A 16481-nucleotide genomic window follows, 5' to 3' on the forward strand; every position below is an offset into this window, starting at 1 on the left:
TGCAGAAAATTTAAATCAGATGATGATGCCGGAACCAAGCAGTTCACTCCCGTTATAAACCACCGCATACTGGCCCGGGGTGATGGCCCGTTGAGGTTCATCAAAAAGAAAGCGTCCTTCATTATTATTTTCAAGGACCAGTGCAGCTAAAGCACCACGGTGACTGTAACGTATCCTGACCGTATATTTTTTCATTTTTTCCGGGGGGGTGCCACTCAACCAGTGCAGGTCTTTCACCCGAATGGAACTTTTCAGCAGTTCTTCGTTACCCCCTACGATAACACTGCCCGTGGCCGGGTCAAGTGCGGTGACATAAAGAGGATGACTGCTTGAAATACCGAGCCCTTTTCGCTGGCCGACTGTGTAGCGGAAAATCCCCCTGTGTTCCCCGAGTTTCTTTCCGGACCTGGTAACGATTGACCCGCAGTGAAGTGATCGGGGGGCTTTTTTTTCAAGAAAGGAGGAAATTTTCCCGTCTGCAAGAAAACAGACATCCTGGCTCTCAAGCCCACGGAAATCAGAAAACCCGTGTTTTTCCACCAGCCTGTAGGTCTGTTCCTTTTCCATTCCGCCCAGTGGAAAGATAACTCTTCCGAGTTGTTGCTGGTCAAGGCGTGAGAGAAAATAAGATTGGTCTTTTGACCTGTCAGTTCCACAATGAAGATGATAAATCCCGTCGACACAGACCAGGTTAGCGTAGTGGCCTGTCGCGGTCCTGTCCATACCATGGGCCATTATTCTGTCGAAAAAGAGGCCGAATTTTATTTCCCTGTTGCAAACCACACAAGGATTTGGTGTGAGTCCCCTGAAATAGTGGTCAGTAAAATAGTCGAGGACCTTTTCTTCAAATTCATCTCTTAAGTCGATGACGTTCAGTGTGATGGAAAGTTTTTCTGCGATACTCTCCACCCGGCTTTTCTGTTTTTCAAAATCAGGCTGATGAAGTCGCATGAAAAAACCTTCGACTTCTCCCTGTTCTTTTAGAAGAAGGGCGCAGGCTGTGGAATCCACTCCGCCGCTCATGGCAATGCCGATTTTCTGTCTGCTCACGGGATATTTTTTATTTTGCAGTTGGGTATTGCCGGGTATTGTTCCCCGCTTTACTTATTCAACCAGTGCCTGTCCATAGTTGGTCTTTTTGCCCGATATCTGCGTTGCCCGAAAAATTTTATCCTTGGAGGTAAGCGTAGACTCCGATATCAATTATATACCTGCGGTAAAATTTCCTGTGCGCCTTGATCTTGAACAAAAATTCTCATTTCTGGATAGACACCAGCTATATAGGTTGACCGGCGAAAAACTACTGGTTATCGTGGTGCGGTAATCTGCCCAGGTCATCCCAAAATCAGAAAAACACAATACCCCACCATGAAAGAAAATAAAAGACGCAAAAAAACAGTTCCCAACTTGCCTGAACTGCTGGCTCCTGCAGGAAATTATGAAAAACTTGTTACCGCCATCCATTACGGGGCGGATGGAGTTTATCTCGGGGGAAGACGGTTCAGCCTGCGGGCCAAGGCAGGAAATTTCAGTGATGAGATGATCCGCGCAGGAGTTGTGTATGGGCATGAGCATGGGGTGAAAATTTATGTGACGGTCAATATTTTTGCTCATAACAATGATTTTAACGGGCTGGAAGAGTATCTGCTTCTCCTGTGGAAGACTGGAGTGGACGGTATAATTGTTGCTGACCCAGGAATTTTTGCCGTTGCCCGCCGGGTTGTGCCCTCATTGCCCATCCACCTCTCCACCCAGGCCAATGTGACCAACCATGTCTCTGCTTCTTTCTGGTTCGACCGGGGAGCCGTCCGGCTCAACCTGGCTCGAGAGCTCTCCTTACATGAAATCGAAACCATCAGAAGAGAGGTGGAGGGTGAACTGGAAATCTTTGTTCATGGTGCCATCTGTATTTCCTATTCAGGCAGATGTATGCTTTCCAACTATATGACGGGCAGGGATGCCAATCGCGGCAACTGTGCACATCCATGTCGTTACAGTTACAGCCTGGTGGAGGAAAAGCGGCCCGGTGAGCTGTTTCCGGTCGAGGAAGACGACCGGGGCACTTATATCTTCAATGCCAAGGACCTTTGTCTCCTGGAGAGGTTGCCTCAGCTGGTGTCGACCGGTGTGGATTCTCTGAAAATCGAAGGGCGGATGAAATCGATCTTTTATGTGGGGGGAACGGTAAGAATCTACAGGGCGGCCCTGGACTATCTTGCTGCTCTTCCGGCTGAAGCCTGGGACAGACCTGATAAAATTGTGTTCCCCGATGAGTTTATGGTAGAAATAACCAGGATCGGTACCCGTGGAACAAGCGGGAATTTTATCTTCGGTAAACCGGGAGCAGATGAAATGATATATTCGTCATCCCGGGCGGAGCAGAGTTATGAACCGGTTGCCGTGATACGCAGGACGGGGAAGATGCCTCTTGTGGAAATGAGAAATACGGTTTTCCCGGGGGAGGAAGTGGAATATATGTTTCCCTCCATGGAACTGATGCGGGTTCGTATAGTTGAGTTGATTGGAGAGGATGGGGTAAAGAGAGAGAAAGCCAATCCGGGAAATCGCCTGGTCCTGCGGACAGAGCCTGACCTGGAAGTGGGGTTGATTAACGGAATGCTGCGGAGAAAGCGAAAATAAAACCTGATCATAGGGTTTGACTGCAGCCGTCCTGGCTGCAGACATCATCGGCTAAGGTCAATCTGCAGGGTTCAGGATGTGTTTAACTCTTCACATTGAAAGCATGGGTAAACCTCAATTTGTCAGAAAATCCACCTGAAAACAATTGATTGTTAAAAAGAGAAGATTTCAAAAAGCCCACCAGGGTTTGCGGCCGGTCGGTTCCATCCAGTTCAGTTCTTTTTTGCAGGTATCACACCAGAAAAGAGTTTTAAAACCGGTATCGGCCAATTGGGAATCGGAGCTTGTGGAAGGATGGTGTGCATTCAATTTCGTCATATCGTATTTTTTTATCAGTTGCAGTTTTTTTGAACACATTGGGCATTCCATCGAAGCTCCTCTTTCGTAATAATGTTTTTCTGAAAATCGGTGACCGAGGGTTGTGCCGCCGCAGTGGGGATTTTCATTGGTTTTTGGTACGCTCCGGCCATGCCGGTTTATTTGAGTGGGTCAAGTTGCAGGTGATCAAGACCTGATACGAGAGCCTTGAGAATACTGTCCGCTGTGACAACATGGTGTTCCAAACTGGTGCCGTTTTCTCTCAGGCCGGCCGCATGGGCAAGGATCACACGCAATTCAAGGATTTTTTCATTGATGAACCAGTCGTCAATGCCGCTGTTTCTGGAATGTGTTTCAATATCGTCGAGCAGATGTACTATGGTTGTATAGGTTTTGTACCTGTCAGCTGCAGATTCCTGCCCAAGCCCACCCAGGAGAGTGGAAATGGCGGAAGAGGCAAGACGAAAATCGAGCATTTCTCTCCTTCAACAGAGTTGTACTGAACATTGTTTCCTTTTCAGCAGTTATTCTATCAAAAGGGGTGTCAATTTTGCAAGTTTTGCTCAGTTTTGTTCAGTCCGGTGATTTGTTCAGTGGCTCTGTGCCTGTAGACTTTGTCCTGGAGGGTCGAAGCGGCCATGGATTGTGCTTTTTGAAATTGAATCAGGGCCTTTTTTTTCTGCCCGGTTCTGAGGAAAAAGAGTCCGAGATCATAAGTGTATACGACACTGTCAGGTCTCAGGGTTTTGGCCCGTTTCAAAAATACAAAGCCCTTTTTGATGGTGAGATTTTCAGGCAGTCCACCGAAGAGGACGGAGGCAAGAAACTTCCGGATGGAGGAGATTTGGCCAACCTTGAAGTTCAGCCAGCCCAGAAGATAGTAGACGTCCGGGTCATCATGTTTCTGCAGCAACAGGTTTTTTGTAGCCTGAACAAGTTGGTGGACCATACGGACCTGGTCACCGGGTTGGAGGTAATTGATTGTCTTGGCATTGGCAACGGTCAATAAAAGAAAGTTTCTGTAATCTTCAGAAGAGAGGCTGTAGGCCTTTTTGGCGTATTTGAGAAGTGAAAAGAAATGTTTCTTTTTGTCGACTTCTTCTCCATAGAGCCAGCCCGTCAAATAGTGCAGGTAAGCGCATTTTCTGAGCAGAGCTGGATTTTCTGGAGTTTGCTTCAGTTCGCTTTCACAGGATAACAAAGATTTTTCCAGTTCGTTCCTGTCGGACAGTAACTTCTGCACTGTCTGCGGGTCTTCTTCCTGATTCATGGGGAGTGCTGCAACTCCAGGAAAACTTGATTGATGAAGAATCAAACAGAGCAGCAGGGCGAAAAAGAAGCAGTGTTTTGCAGGATTGCTTCGCATGTCAGGATCTGGGAATTACTTAAGCATCCTGGCTGATGAATTCTTCAATCAGCTGATATGCCTTGTCATCTGTATACTGGACCGGAGGATGTTTGCAGAAATAGCTGGAAGGTGCCGTCAGCACGCCACCCAGTTTTCGTTCCAGGGCAATTTTGGCACAGCGAATGGAATCAATAGCCACTCCGGCGGAGTTGGGAGAATCTTCAACGGAAAGGCGCATTTCAATATTCATGGGAACATTCCCGAACAGCCTGCCCTCCATACGAATAAAACAGACCTTGTTATCTTTCTGCCAGGCCACATAGTCACTGGGACCAATATGAATATTGTTTTTTTCCAGACGTGCTCCAGTCACCGCCTGGACAGCTTCGGTTTTCGATTCCTTTTTAGAAAAAAGGCGGGTCTGGTTGAGCATATTCAGGAAATCAGTATTGCCTCCGGTATTGAGCTGGTAGGTCCTTTCCAACTTTACTCCCCTTTTGTTAAAAAGGTCCGTCAGTGCCCTGTGTACAATTGTCGCTCCCAGCTGTGCCTTGATGTCGTCGCCGATAACAGGGATGTTTTTAGCCTTGAACCGATCAGCCCATTCCGGATCGCTGGCTATGAATACAGGGATATTATTGACAAAAGCCACACCCGCTTCCAGTGCGCAATTGGCATAGAAACGGGTTGCTTCTTCCGATCCCACCGGCAGGTAATTCATGAGTACCTCGGTGCCTGTGCGCTGCAGTTCCTCTATAATTTCTTTTTCATCAGGTTCATTTTCATCTGCTGGAAGAAAAGTGGACTCGTCATCGTAATCTTTCATATGGTCTGAAAAGCCATCTAGAATTTTCCCCATTCGTACAATTGTCCCGGTTTCAGCAATTTCCGTGCAGAAGATTTTGGTGCAGTTGGGTCTGGAAAAAATGGCCTGATTGACATCCAGCCCGACTTTTCTCCTGTCAATGTCAAACGCGGTGACGATCTCGATATCAGAAGGTTTATAACGTCCGATTTTCCAGTGCATTAAGCCGATTGCCTCTTTGCTGCCCGTCTTTTTGTAATGATTAATGCCCTGGATAAGCGAGCTTGCACAGTTGCCGACACCGATAATCCCAACTTTGATTTTGCTCATGCTGTTTATTTTTAAGTGAAAATAAGAATTTTCGCCGGAACAGGATACTGTTCAAGTGAAAAGTGAAGTTGACATTCCGCGGGAACAGTAGCATATACAGCTTGTGCTTACAAGAACAAGAATTTAAGAAGCTGTTTTTCATAACCCGGACGTAATTGGTCATAGGGGTAGCAACTCTGTGATTTTATTACCTCTGGACAGCCAATTGAATTATTTCTTTGCAGAAGCGGCAAAAACTGTTTTGATCTCTGAACTGTACCCGCTCACTGATGGCACAGTTTTTTTATCTGATTACGTACGAAACTCAGCCTGCTATTTTTGAGTCTGGGGATATGGTTGCTTTATCAGGCGCCTGTGCGGGCAAGTAAAAAACAGGGGGCCTGTGTTCCGGCCAGATACTGAATATGAGGGATACTCATTTTGTTACACGGTTTATTGTCAATTGTTTTTTTTATTATTTTTCTGTCTTCGACTGTTTTGTTGACTCCAGCCAGTTCCCGAGCGGAGGATCTGGCTCTGGATCTGGCAGCGGCCATGGCAATGGCGCGCAGGCAGAGTCCGGCTGTTTCAGAGAGTCGCATTGCAATTATTGAAGCCCGAAAGGAAATTAAGGAAATTTTCGGTCTTTTTCACTCACCTCAATTTGAACTGATTTCCTATGGTGGTCTGGTTTCAGACGCCAGGGGAGATATTACTGATACCCCGGATTCCAATGAGGACTATGGTCATATGGGGCCGTTTTTCAAGGCTGATATCACGGCCGTTCAGCCGATTTATTCTTTTGGCAAATATGACAGTGCCCTGGGCGCCGGGAAGAAGAACGTGGCCATGAAAAAGGCTGTTTTCCGTGAATCAATCAATATTCTCGAATTTGAGGTAACCAAAGCTTTTCTTGGTGTCGCCGCGGGCTGTGAAGGGGCAAAAACAGGCAGGGAACTGGTTCAACATTATAGAGAATTACTCGATCGACTGGAAAAAATGGTTGAGGAACAGGATGGAGAGATTGATGCCGGTCATCTGCTGGAAGCAAAAACAATGTTGTTTGAGGTGGAGAAACAGGCGTCCGCACCAGAAGTGGACAGGGAAAAAGCCATGCTCCAACTCCGTGGGTTGTTGGGACGGGAGCTGGATTCTGTAATCAAGGTCATTCCGGTAGAGGTTCCTCAGTTCGATTTGAACAGGAATGCCCTGCCGTTTTTTCTAGATTTTTCACGTCTTCATTCACCCCTGCTGCAGAGCTACGATTTTGGTCTTGAGGCCCTGAAACAGAAAGCGGCTCTGGAGAAGAAGATGAAATATCCGGATCTTTTTGTGGCCATGGGGGTCGGTTACGGTATTGCCCCCAACAGGGAAAAGCAGACTAATGCATTTATAAATGATGACTATAACTATAAAAAACTGGGTGGAGTTCTGGGATTGAAATGGGATTTTAATTACCATATCAACAGTTCGAAAGAAGAAAAATCCCTGCTAGAATATCGAAAACTTGCCGCAAAAAAGAAATTGGCGATGCTCAAGTTGGAGGGTGGGCTCAGGAAGGCCTATTCCGAGACAGAAAACCACAGAAAACTTCTTCTGGCTGTCGGGAAGTCAATAAAATCAGCCAGGACCTGGCTCAGGCTTGAAAATGAAAATTTTGATATGGGAATCGGTGATGTGAAAAGGCTGGTGAAGGCATACCAGGCGTACTATAAACTAAAGGGAAGCGAAATTGAAACCCGCTACCATTATCTGCTTTCGCTCGCCGAACTGGCAAAGGGGGCGGGGGACATGGATCTTTTTCTTCTCTGGATACAGAACGGCAAAGTTGCAGTAAACGTAAAAGAAAAAAGAGAGTAATTACTTACAAGTACCCCAGCTTTTCACGGTCTCTTTCGCCCGCATAGGTAGGCTATAGCGAACAAAAGAGCCTGCAAAAATCTGCGGCACTTGTGAGCAATTACAGTTCAGAGGTAATAAAATCATATAATTGCTACCCCTGTGAGTAGTTGCAAAAAAGAAAAAAAGAAAATCATGAATAATATGAAATTTTCCATGGTGACAGGCAGTGTTGGAGTGGGCGGGTCTTCGGGGCAAACCTTGTTTGTCTGCCGGCTGATTGTTCTTCTTCTCCTGGTCTGTTCCGTACGCCTGCTTTACGCGGCAATCACTCCCCTGGATGTTATTCGCGGTTCAAATACGCTTGTTCTCGATATCTATGAGTCCTCCCCCGAGATCACCGGTAATGTGCTTGATGATATAACCAGGGTCATGGAAAAAGTAACGGATTTCGAGGAAATTGCTGACAGGGTAGTGCAAAAGACCTGTTCCACCGGGAACGGTCATTCGTGTGAACGATTGAAAAATGAATTCATAACTCTCCTTAAACTTAATGCCACCCGCAAACTCGGCAGATACCGGGCAGATCGTTTTGATTATCTCGGGCAGGAGGTGGAGGGGCGGACGGCCCGGGTGAAAACCATCGCCTGGTTTCAGAAGGAATCGGTGGAACTCGATTATATTCTTGAAAAGAAGACGGGCCGATGGATCATTGTCAATTACATTGCCGATGGAGTGGATACTATCCGTAATTACCAGAGTCAGTTCAGTCGGATTATCGCAAAAAAATCGGTTAATTTTCTTATAGAACGGCTTGCAAAAAAAAATCGGCTTTACAGAAAAGAACGTGAAAAATTGCAAAAACGGTGACCGGCTCTGTTCTGGATTTCTCATGCAGCAATTGTTTTTCTCCGGCGTCTGACTAATTGTTCTTCCGCGTATTTCAGCATATCTTCGGTATCGACATCCTGCCAGAACCCGTCACCGATATCCAGACTGTTCATCAGATTGTTTTCGCAGAGTTGTTGAACGCCTTCCGAAAGGGAGACATCACCTTTTATTTGGTAAATGCTCTCCAGTGCACTCAATAAACCCGGTGTGCAGACAAAGAGACCGGTGTCCACACAGTTGAAAATGTCCAGCTCTTTTCCTATTGACCGGATCTGTCCTTTCCGCTCAAGAACCTTGGTGGCATCAGCCATGTCAAATATCGTGTCAAGCTTATAATCCACGAGAAGGGTTGCTCCTCCGACAGGGGGAATATGATTCAGGGCCAGTTCCAGGAGGCCGGCTTCCATGATATGGTCGGCCATGGTCAGGATGAAGTCACTGTCCAGGTATTCTTTTGCGGCAAGAACTGAAACTCCGTTGGCCAGGACATAGTCGCGGTTGAAGGCAAACTTCAGTTCCATGGTGCCTGTATAATGTTGTTTTATATAACTGTGGATTGTTTCTCCCTCAAACCCCAGAACTATGATAGCCCTGTGGCAGGCCAGTTCAAGGTTTTTAAGGGTTCGCAGGAGAAGAGAAATGCCCTGAACCGGTACCAGGGGTTTGCTGCCGTAGCTTTTATTTACAAGACGAGAGCCGAGTCCTGCCGCCAGGACAACACCAGTCCGTTTTTTTTTGGTTTGCTGCATGCTTTTTTCACCAGTCCTGTTTCAGCCGGCAAGATTTAATAATTTCCGTAATTCAGTATAGATTCGGTTACAGTTATCCCTGTCTGTTCCGAGCATATATTTTGCCAGGAAGTTGTCGGCCTTTTCCCGGCAGCATTCAGGTTCTTCAAGTATTCTGTCCACATGGGTCATGAGCTCGGAAAAAGATCGGGCCATGAGGCCGCCATTTTCCTCTGGATTCAGTTTCCAGATATATTTTACCGAATTGACTTTTTTACTGTAAATACCAACAGGAGTGTATCTTCGCCACATAAATTCTTCATCACAGTCGGCCACGGGATAAATATGGATGGTGGGACGGCCTGTTGCGTAAAAAAGGTTGGCAATGGACGAAAAATTGGTTAACAGCCCGTCTGAGACCTGCATGTCGAGAAAATTGTCAGGAGAGTGATTTTTGAATTTGAGAACAATACTCCCATGATTTTCCGCAAGTTTATTGAGAGTCCTGAGGTAGCTTTTCGGGTATCTGAAGGAATCATGGAGCCGGAGAATGACATTGGTGTCACGGGCTTTGAGCCTGGAAAGGAGTTCGTGGAACAGCTCCTCGTCCTTACCCCAGTGGGCAAAAACTTCGCCGTAATGCCAGGTGGGAGCAATAAGAACAGTTTTCTTCCTGACCACGTCAAAGGGGAAAAACGGCTGGAGGAGTTCCCTGTCCAGGGGAACGCGCAGATCGTCGTGGCAGGCTGCCCCGGTAATACAGCAGTTTCGGGGATGAAAGCCGCTGATTTTTGTTCGATGATCAAAGTCCCATTGGCCGAAAGTCTGCCAGCGAAAGAAGTTATTGGGCTCCATGGCTGAACCCCAGCAACGTCTGATGGATTTATGGAGGTGGGCAAATTCATGAAGATCATTGGGGCCCTTCCAGCCAAAGCCGTGCCAGAGCATAAACCCCCGGGGAGACAGTTGCCGCAGCGGTACACGGTTATCCATAATGGTTATATCAGGTGAGAACCCGGGGATTCCGAAGAGATGGCTGTGCCGCCTTTTTTTTACTATTTCCGCGCGCAGGGGAAAAAGTGCCGCTATTCCTTCCCGGAGGTGAAGTTCCGGGTTGTCCATTATAATTTTGAGGGTGACCTTTGGGTGCCTGTCAAGGAATCGGGCAAGACTCCACAGGTCGCCGCCGAAGGTAGTTGCCCATATGAGTATTTTCAAGGTTGAGCTCCGTGGATCGGGGGTTTTTTTGATTGATCATCAAATTCGGTCAAAGTGGATAGGTGCCGGCATTATCAGGCGTGCCTGTGGTGAAAAAACATTGAAAACACCAGTTGACAGAGGGGTCACTTTGAAAAAAGGCATTTTGCCCGGTTTCTACGTTATTGAGAAAATGGAGATTTTATATATTGCTTTCTTAGTGGGAAACTGCAACAATCTCAACTTAATTCTTTTGGGAGTAAAGCGCAGGGGACGATGTGTCTGTCGCCAGGAGGAAAGAAATTGGCAGTAGACCATGGAAAACAACCGTTGCAGGCAACGGCATTGATAGTCGGAAAAATTCTTGCTTCCCTGTCGGAGGCAATTATTCCCATTATCCTGGTTCGTTTCCTGCCCATGGAGGAGGTGGGTATTCTCAGTGGTGTGCTGCTTGTTTATGCCCTTCTGGCACCTGTTTTTGCCACCGCTTTTCCCGATGCCCTTGTTTATTTTCTTCCCACCAGAATAGCAGCGGAACGGCGGGTGATTGCCATCAAAGTCGCTCTTATCATGTTGCTGATGGGGGTTGTTGCGGGCTTTCTACTTTTATCCCTTGGGCTTGTGGCCTTTTTCCTGCCTGGAGTTCTGGCCAGGATTACGGACAGTGTTGTTGGAGGTGTCTCGGTTATGGGGCCCTCGGGATTAAAATATCTGCTGGTATTGGCTTTTTACCCCCTGGGGGATTTTCCGGCACGAATGCTGCCCAATCTGCTTATCATTGAAGACCGGGCAAAGACGGCTGCCACGGTGGGGGTTGTCAAATCACTCCTGGCCGTTATCGCCATTCTTGTCCCTGTTCTTCTTCATCTTGACCTCTGGGTGATTATCAGCTGCTACAGCCTGTCCGGGCTGCTGTATGGCCTATTCCTGGTCTACTATCTCCTTGTTCTTTTTCCACGGACAAAGGGGAAGAAAACTGTTGTTGATGTCAGCGTGGGTCAGATTGTCAGGTTTGCCGTACCCATGGGGATCACGGAAGCGACGATGCTGCTTTATAATCGGGTGGATCAGTTTCTGGTCGCCCTGGTGTTTACCGCCTCCCTGGTCGCACAGTATAAAATCGGGGCCTGGCAGATCCCCTTTGTCACCTCAATTGCCTATTCCGTGGGGGCTGTATATACCCCCTGTTTCCGCACCTTGATGCATGAGGGAAGAGCGGAAGAGGCAATACGTATCTGGCGCCTGTCCATTGAAAAGGTGGCTCTTATCTCTGTGCCCCTGGGTCTGGTCTTTGTAGTGGGAGCCGAGGAGCTGATCGAACTTCTTTTTACGAGGGAATACCTGGGCGCGGCCATGGTTTTCAGGCTGTACTGTTTCCTTACCGTCGGACGTGTTGCCGCCTTCGGCAATGTGCTGGTTGCCGCAGGCAGGCCTGAACTGATCTTCCGGGTGGCGGTTCTCTCCTTTATCGCCAATATTTTTTTCAGTGTCCCGGCCATGTTCCTTGTCGGTCTTGAAGGACCGGCCCTTGGGACCTTGTTGGCATTTATTGTTCATGTGGTTCTGTTCTGCCGGTGTATAGGTCTTGCCACCGGGGTGAGAGGTCGGGAGGTTTTCCCCCTGGGCAGTTATCTGAAGACTTTGTCGGCTGGTTTTGCGGCGGCCTTTTGCGGGTTTCTGTTGAAGATGAATCTGGCCGGGAGTGCCGGTGTGCGTTTTACGGCGATTGCCCTCTGTGTGATCGGCTGTTTTGCCCTGTTCGGAACCCTGAGTGGACAGATAAAAAGGGAGGATTGGGATTTTATTCTGAGTCTTCCCGGAACGGTAATAAAGAGGCGAATGGCCAATGGCTAATGTTTCTCTTGTGAGTCTTGTGCCCCGAAGGTTCGAGGATGGTGCCTGGTCGGGGGTTCCTCGATTTGACTGGGAACTCCGCAGGGTTTTTCCCGACATTCTTTCCTTGAACACATCATGGAAAAACCGGTTCTACCTCTGGAAACTAGCTTACCAGGCGCCCGAAACCATAGTTATAACCGGTAACGAAACCTCTCTTCTTGTTCCTGAAAAGCTGCGTACCATTGTTGTTCATCATGGTTGTGCCCAGACCCATTTTGATCGTGATCCCCTGTGGCGCAGTATGAAAAACAGAAAAATCTGCCTTGCCCAGAAAAAGATGTATTTGAGAAATAATCGGTTTTTCGTGGCACCGTCCCGGTGGACTGCGGAGCAGTTTGTCTGTCATTACCGGGTGGCACAGCCGACGGTAATCCCGTCATGGGTGGAAACCATCGATGGAGTTTTACCCAGGGGAAGACCGGTTATTCTTGGAGACTGGAGAACCTGGAACAAGGGACAGGGTGAAATTATCGATAAATTGAAAGAAAAACTGCATGGTTATGAGTTCTGTCGGCTGGACTGCAGTTATGAAACCCGGAAAGATGCCTATCGGCGGGCCCACTGCTATCTCTGTCTCAGTCTGAGCGAAGGAGCCAGCTATGCAATGGCCGATGCTGAAGCGGCATGCCTGCCTATCGTCACAACCGATGTGGGCAGTTATCTTGAGTACCGTGACAGTCTGGTTATTTCCTGGAAAGAGCGTGGAGATGTTGAACAGGTGAGTAAAGCCTTGCAGAAGGCCCTGAATATGGAACGGCGGGAGGGTTTTTTTGATGGCTGGACCTTTGAGAAATGGAAAACTGCCTGGAAACAGTTTGTGGAACATGTGGCCGATCAGGAAATAATATGAAAAAAATTAAATGGTTGATAGAAGAGATTGAGCTGAATTATGCGGGGGAGGTTGCCCTCTTTGTTGCGGGTGAACTGGGGATGAAACTGTGTGAAAAAAGTGCTCTTCCAGACAGGATTGAGTCCTGGAAACCCACGGGCGGAAGATATGACCTTGTTCTTGGTGTTGTTCCTCCAGGACAGGAAATAATTGACGGGGCGGGTAAGGCTGTGATTGAATCCTGTCGCTATTATATCCATATCGGAGTCCCCCTGTCCGATGATTATACAGAGAGAGGGAGAATTGTTTTGCAGCATCGATTGGGTATCGGAGTGGATATGTTTGATCTCACGGTATACCAGGGGGATCTCTGCAGGGAACTTATCCGTATTGATGATTATCCCACAGGTGTTCGGCCGCTGGTTGAAGATATCAACATGATACATGAAGTTCTGCTTGAATTTGAGCAGCAGGAAACGGAGTATCGTCTCGGTATTGTTCCCGCCGTTCTGGATGACGACATGAAACATTTTCTCTCGGGTCTTCGGTACATGCGACCGGTTCTCCACGGATATGATCACGGATACCCACGTTTTTCAAAATACCTGATGGAGCATGGGGATCCGTTTAATCAGAAAGGAACGGTTGGTGCTTTTGATGAATTTGAACATGAAGATTCTTCTGTTATCTGCGAAAAACTGCAAAGGGGAAAGAAACTCCTTGAAAAGATTACAGGGGTATCGGTCGATGAGTATATCCCTCCCTGTAACAGGGCCGGATTCAGAACCGGAAATGTTCTGGAAGAGCTTGGTTTTAAAAGATATTATTCTGAAAAAAGAATTCCCCGTTGTCGCCTGGAAAGAATTGGATCAGATTTTTACGGCTGCACGTCTGACTTTCCAATAGGCCGGGAGGTCCGGGTCATTACCCTTCATGTCACCTGGGAGTATGATCAGGTCCGGAAGGGTGATTCACATTCTCTTGTCAATTTTCTTTCTTATCTGCAGCGCTGCCGGAAACGGAGGAGGGTGCTTGCTGAAAAAATGTTTTCTGATCTTGTCCGTATGATTGAAGCCGGTCTGACACAGGGATATTGCTGAGGTATGCGGGAGAGTTCTCTCCGGATCAGTTTTTCAAATTTTCGTCAAGTTTCACATGTTCCGCAAGAAAAGAATGGAAGGCATTCTGCCAGCTTTTTTCCTCCACCCGCACTCTGCCTTTTTTGCCCATTTTATGGCGAAGTTCCGGGTTGTCCAGCAGGGTCAGCAGACCGTTTGTAAAGCTTGTCACGTTTTTTGCCCTGGTGACCAGTCCTGTTTCCCCATTGACGATGACTTCTTTCGGACCGCCCGAATCACTGACGATGGCAGGCAGGCCGGAACCCTGGGCTTCCAGGAGAACGGTGCCGTAGGTGTCGGTTGTGGAAGGAAAGACAAAAATATCACTGCTGCGATAGATTTCCGCCAGTTTTTCTCCAACAATAAAACCGGTGTATACGACTCCCGGAAGATCAGCTGTTTTTTCTTTTAATTCGTTGAGATAGGGGCCGTCGCCCACGATGACCAGAGAGATATCTTCACGGGATGAACAGATTTTCCTGTAGCTTTCAATCAGGATATCCAGATCCTTTTCTCTGGAAACCCGTCCAACGTAAAGCAGAATGGTGTTGTCCCGTGCACCCCAGTTTTTCTTCAGTTCCATATTGGCCTTTCCGGGCTTGAAAAAGTCAACATCAATACCTTTGGCAAAGAGGTGGAGTTTTTCTTCGGCAATACCATGTTTAACCAGCTTCTGTCTGTATGCTTCGCTGAGTGTGAAAACCTTGTCCATTCTGCCATAGAAAAAACGGATCAACTGCCAGGCTGCCTGCTCCATGGTGGGATCACCGGTGAGACGACCCGTGTAACCGGGGAGGTCGGTGTGATAGATTCCGGATACCGGAATGGAGAGGAGGTTGGCGATCCACAGGCCCAGCAGTCCGATCGGTCCCGGGCTGGAAATGATCAGCCTTGTATATCCCTGTTGCTCACAATGGTGAATGAGGTCCAGGATCGGTGGTATGGCAAGGGTCATGGATTCATATTCCGGCAGGGGAAAATGAAAGAGCGGTTTAAAATTGATGAAATCCCCGTTGTAATCAGGTTCCACAGGATGACTTGTAATGGCGGTTATGGGAATAGTGCTTTGTCTGGCCAGTTCCGTGTATTTCCGGATGATCTGGGCAGCACCGTTCACATCCACCAGAGTGTCGGTAAACCAGCCCCATTTCTCTGCCTGGTGAGTTGGAGAATGTTGCAGTTTCCAGGTGGAACCAATTTCTTTCAGGTATTTATTATCATAGAAGAAATGTTTATATCCCATGATATAGGGGACCGCCGGCAGGATGCCGGGGACAATCAGAGAGAGTTTGGCGAAAGCCTCCGGAATATTGCCGGTCTGAATATGGTAGAGCCACTGGCCGAAGGAGTACCTGTAGAGGGTGTTAAAGATGGTGGAGATAAACCTGTAGGTTTCTTCCTGGAGATCCCGCGTGGGGTTGCGGTTAAACAGCAGATCGGTGTCCCGCCAGTCTGCCATCAGCTGTTTTACCGTTGATTTGAATGATTCCAGTTCAATGGCTGAGCCGACGGGCACATCCATGGCCAGACATTCACAATCGTCCTGCAGCTGCTGATTGAGAAATTTTTTCTGGGCAAAAAGAAAGAGGAGCAGGCGCAGGCGGATGAGTTTTTTGATGATATATTTTTTTAAAAATGATGGCCGGCGGCCGACAACGGTTTTTGTTTCACTGACCGAGGCCAGTCGGTTGATTATCTTTCGTGTTCGCGACTGGGGCCTGACTTTGGAGACGATTTTGATCAGCCGATCGTCAAAAGAGCCGGGTTTGCAATACTGGTCGAGAATGGCATTGATCCAGTTTGACTGGGTGGAGTGGCTGAAAGCCAGGGCTGTCATACTCTGGCCCCTGCCACGGCTTTTTTTCCCCCGTATACCGTCAAGAAAGGATTGATAATCTGCCGCTTCCTCCACTTCAGTCCAGCAGCGGCCCAGAAAAAAGGAGGAGTGATCATCAGAGCCGCCGATCCTGCTCTTCCTCCATGGTTCCTGGTCAACGGGAATGATATCATGTTTTTCCTGGAGGATTGTGAAAAATTCCGCATTGAGATTTTCAAAAAATTCCTGCTGCATGCGGTTGGCTGTTTCCATCTGCAGACCATTTATTTCCTCAAAGCAGTCAAAAAGCAGGAGAACCTGTTCCAGATGGTTCAATGTCAGTTTTCCTCTGTTGCAGTGAAAGGGATGAGGAACTGAAATCAGAATGTTTTCTTCCCTGGAAAAAGAGACAAATTCCCTGATGTCATGACGGAGTTTCAGGGCTGTCGCGAACTGCTGTTCGGTAATGTCATAGGCACAGAGGTGTATTTCTGCCGGTTCATATGGAAAACTTACTGTAAATTCACAACTTATAAAAGTGTCGTCATATTTTTCTTTCAGTTCAAGGCAGCCGTCTATCCGGTTATGGTCGGTGATGGTGACAAAATCCATTCCAAGGGCTTTCAGGCGATGATACAGTTCATCCGGTGGAGTATAGCTTTCCCGGGCCCCGAGTTTTCTGAATATCCAGTGGACCGGCTGGTCGGAATGGATTGAATGGCAGTGCATGTCAACTTTTGCCACTGT

14 protein-coding genes are annotated in these 16481 nt (G+C 47.7%); 6 read left to right on the forward strand and 8 right to left on the reverse strand.

The genetic code is table 11. The annotated features are described in order from the left end of the window. Positions 1-15 precede the first annotated feature (15 nt). Complete coding sequence (gene mnmA, locus ACXLDX_RS06090) at positions 16-1050, reverse strand: tRNA 2-thiouridine(34) synthase MnmA (protein WP_457576306.1); 1035 nt, start codon at positions 1048-1050, stop codon at positions 16-18. Between the two features lie 318 nt (positions 1051-1368). Between mnmA and ACXLDX_RS06095 the strand changes: the two genes are divergently transcribed. Next, positions 1369-2640: a U32 family peptidase C-terminal domain-containing protein gene (locus tag ACXLDX_RS06095; protein WP_457576307.1), complete on the forward strand. Its 1272-nt coding sequence runs from the start codon at positions 1369-1371 to the stop codon at positions 2638-2640. A gap of 168 nt (positions 2641-2808) precedes the next feature. Here the strand turns inward: ACXLDX_RS06095 and ACXLDX_RS06100 are convergent, their stop codons facing one another. From ACXLDX_RS06100 to ACXLDX_RS06115, 4 genes are all read right to left on the reverse strand, one after another. Next, positions 2809-2997, reverse strand: coding sequence for a hypothetical protein (locus tag ACXLDX_RS06100; protein ID WP_457576308.1), 189 nt, complete (start codon positions 2995-2997; stop codon positions 2809-2811). Positions 2998-3116: 119 nt separating this feature from the next. Next, on the reverse strand, positions 3117-3434 hold the full coding sequence (locus tag ACXLDX_RS06105; protein WP_457576309.1) for a hypothetical protein: 318 nt from the start codon (positions 3432-3434) through the stop codon (positions 3117-3119). Positions 3435-3502: 68 nt separating this feature from the next. Continuing rightward, a complete protein-coding gene (locus ACXLDX_RS06110) occupies positions 3503-4324 on the reverse strand; it encodes a hypothetical protein (RefSeq protein WP_457576310.1) in 822 nt (273 codons plus the stop codon). 19 nt (positions 4325-4343) lie between these two features. Beyond that, entirely contained in the window at positions 4344-5441 is a 1098-nt protein-coding gene (locus tag ACXLDX_RS06115) for an inositol-3-phosphate synthase (RefSeq protein ID WP_457576311.1), read from the reverse strand. Positions 5442-5861: 420 nt separating this feature from the next. Here ACXLDX_RS06115 and ACXLDX_RS06120 point away from each other — a divergent pair, with 420 nt between their 5' ends. After that, positions 5862-7280 (forward strand): TolC family protein, encoded by a 1419-nt coding sequence (locus tag ACXLDX_RS06120; RefSeq protein ID WP_457576312.1) that lies wholly within the window; start codon positions 5862-5864, stop codon positions 7278-7280. A gap of 174 nt (positions 7281-7454) precedes the next feature. Further along, entirely contained in the window at positions 7455-8129 is a 675-nt protein-coding gene (locus ACXLDX_RS06125) for an ABC transporter substrate-binding protein (RefSeq protein ID WP_457576313.1), read from the forward strand. 20 nt (positions 8130-8149) lie between these two features. On the opposite strand, the gene ACXLDX_RS06130 is transcribed toward ACXLDX_RS06125, so the two are convergent. Both ACXLDX_RS06130 and ACXLDX_RS06135 read right to left on the reverse strand, forming a co-directional pair. After that, positions 8150-8899, reverse strand: a complete 750-nt coding sequence (locus tag ACXLDX_RS06130) for a phosphocholine cytidylyltransferase family protein (protein ID WP_457576314.1) — start codon at positions 8897-8899, stop codon at positions 8150-8152. A gap of 21 nt (positions 8900-8920) precedes the next feature. Next, positions 8921-10096, reverse strand: a complete 1176-nt coding sequence (locus ACXLDX_RS06135) for a CDP-glycerol glycerophosphotransferase family protein (RefSeq protein ID WP_457576315.1) — start codon at positions 10094-10096, stop codon at positions 8921-8923. 282 nt (positions 10097-10378) lie between these two features. On the opposite strand from ACXLDX_RS06135, the gene ACXLDX_RS06140 reads away from it, so the two are divergent. The 3 genes from ACXLDX_RS06140 to ACXLDX_RS06150 are packed head-to-tail and all read left to right on the forward strand — an operon-like array spanning position 10379 to position 13900. Continuing rightward, positions 10379-11929 carry an oligosaccharide flippase family protein gene (locus ACXLDX_RS06140; protein WP_457576316.1) on the forward strand — a complete coding sequence of 517 codons (1551 nt, stop codon included), beginning with the start codon at positions 10379-10381 and terminating at the stop codon, positions 11927-11929. Then, the gene (locus ACXLDX_RS06145) at positions 11922-12821 is read left to right on the forward strand and encodes a glycosyltransferase (protein WP_457576317.1); all 900 of its coding nucleotides are present in this window, start codon (positions 11922-11924) and stop codon (positions 12819-12821) included. Before ACXLDX_RS06140 ends, ACXLDX_RS06145 begins: the two co-directional genes overlap by 8 nt. Next, positions 12818-13900, forward strand: a complete 1083-nt coding sequence (locus ACXLDX_RS06150; RefSeq protein ID WP_457576318.1) for a hypothetical protein — start codon at positions 12818-12820, stop codon at positions 13898-13900. The genes ACXLDX_RS06145 and ACXLDX_RS06150 overlap by 4 nt, the downstream gene beginning before the upstream one ends. Positions 13901-13925: 25 nt before the next feature. On the opposite strand, the gene ACXLDX_RS06155 is transcribed toward ACXLDX_RS06150, so the two are convergent. Beyond that, entirely contained in the window at positions 13926-16478 is a 2553-nt protein-coding gene (locus tag ACXLDX_RS06155) for a glycosyltransferase (protein ID WP_457576319.1), read from the reverse strand. Positions 16479-16481 lie beyond the last annotated feature (3 nt).

Source organism: Desulfomarina sp., assembly GCF_054039375.1.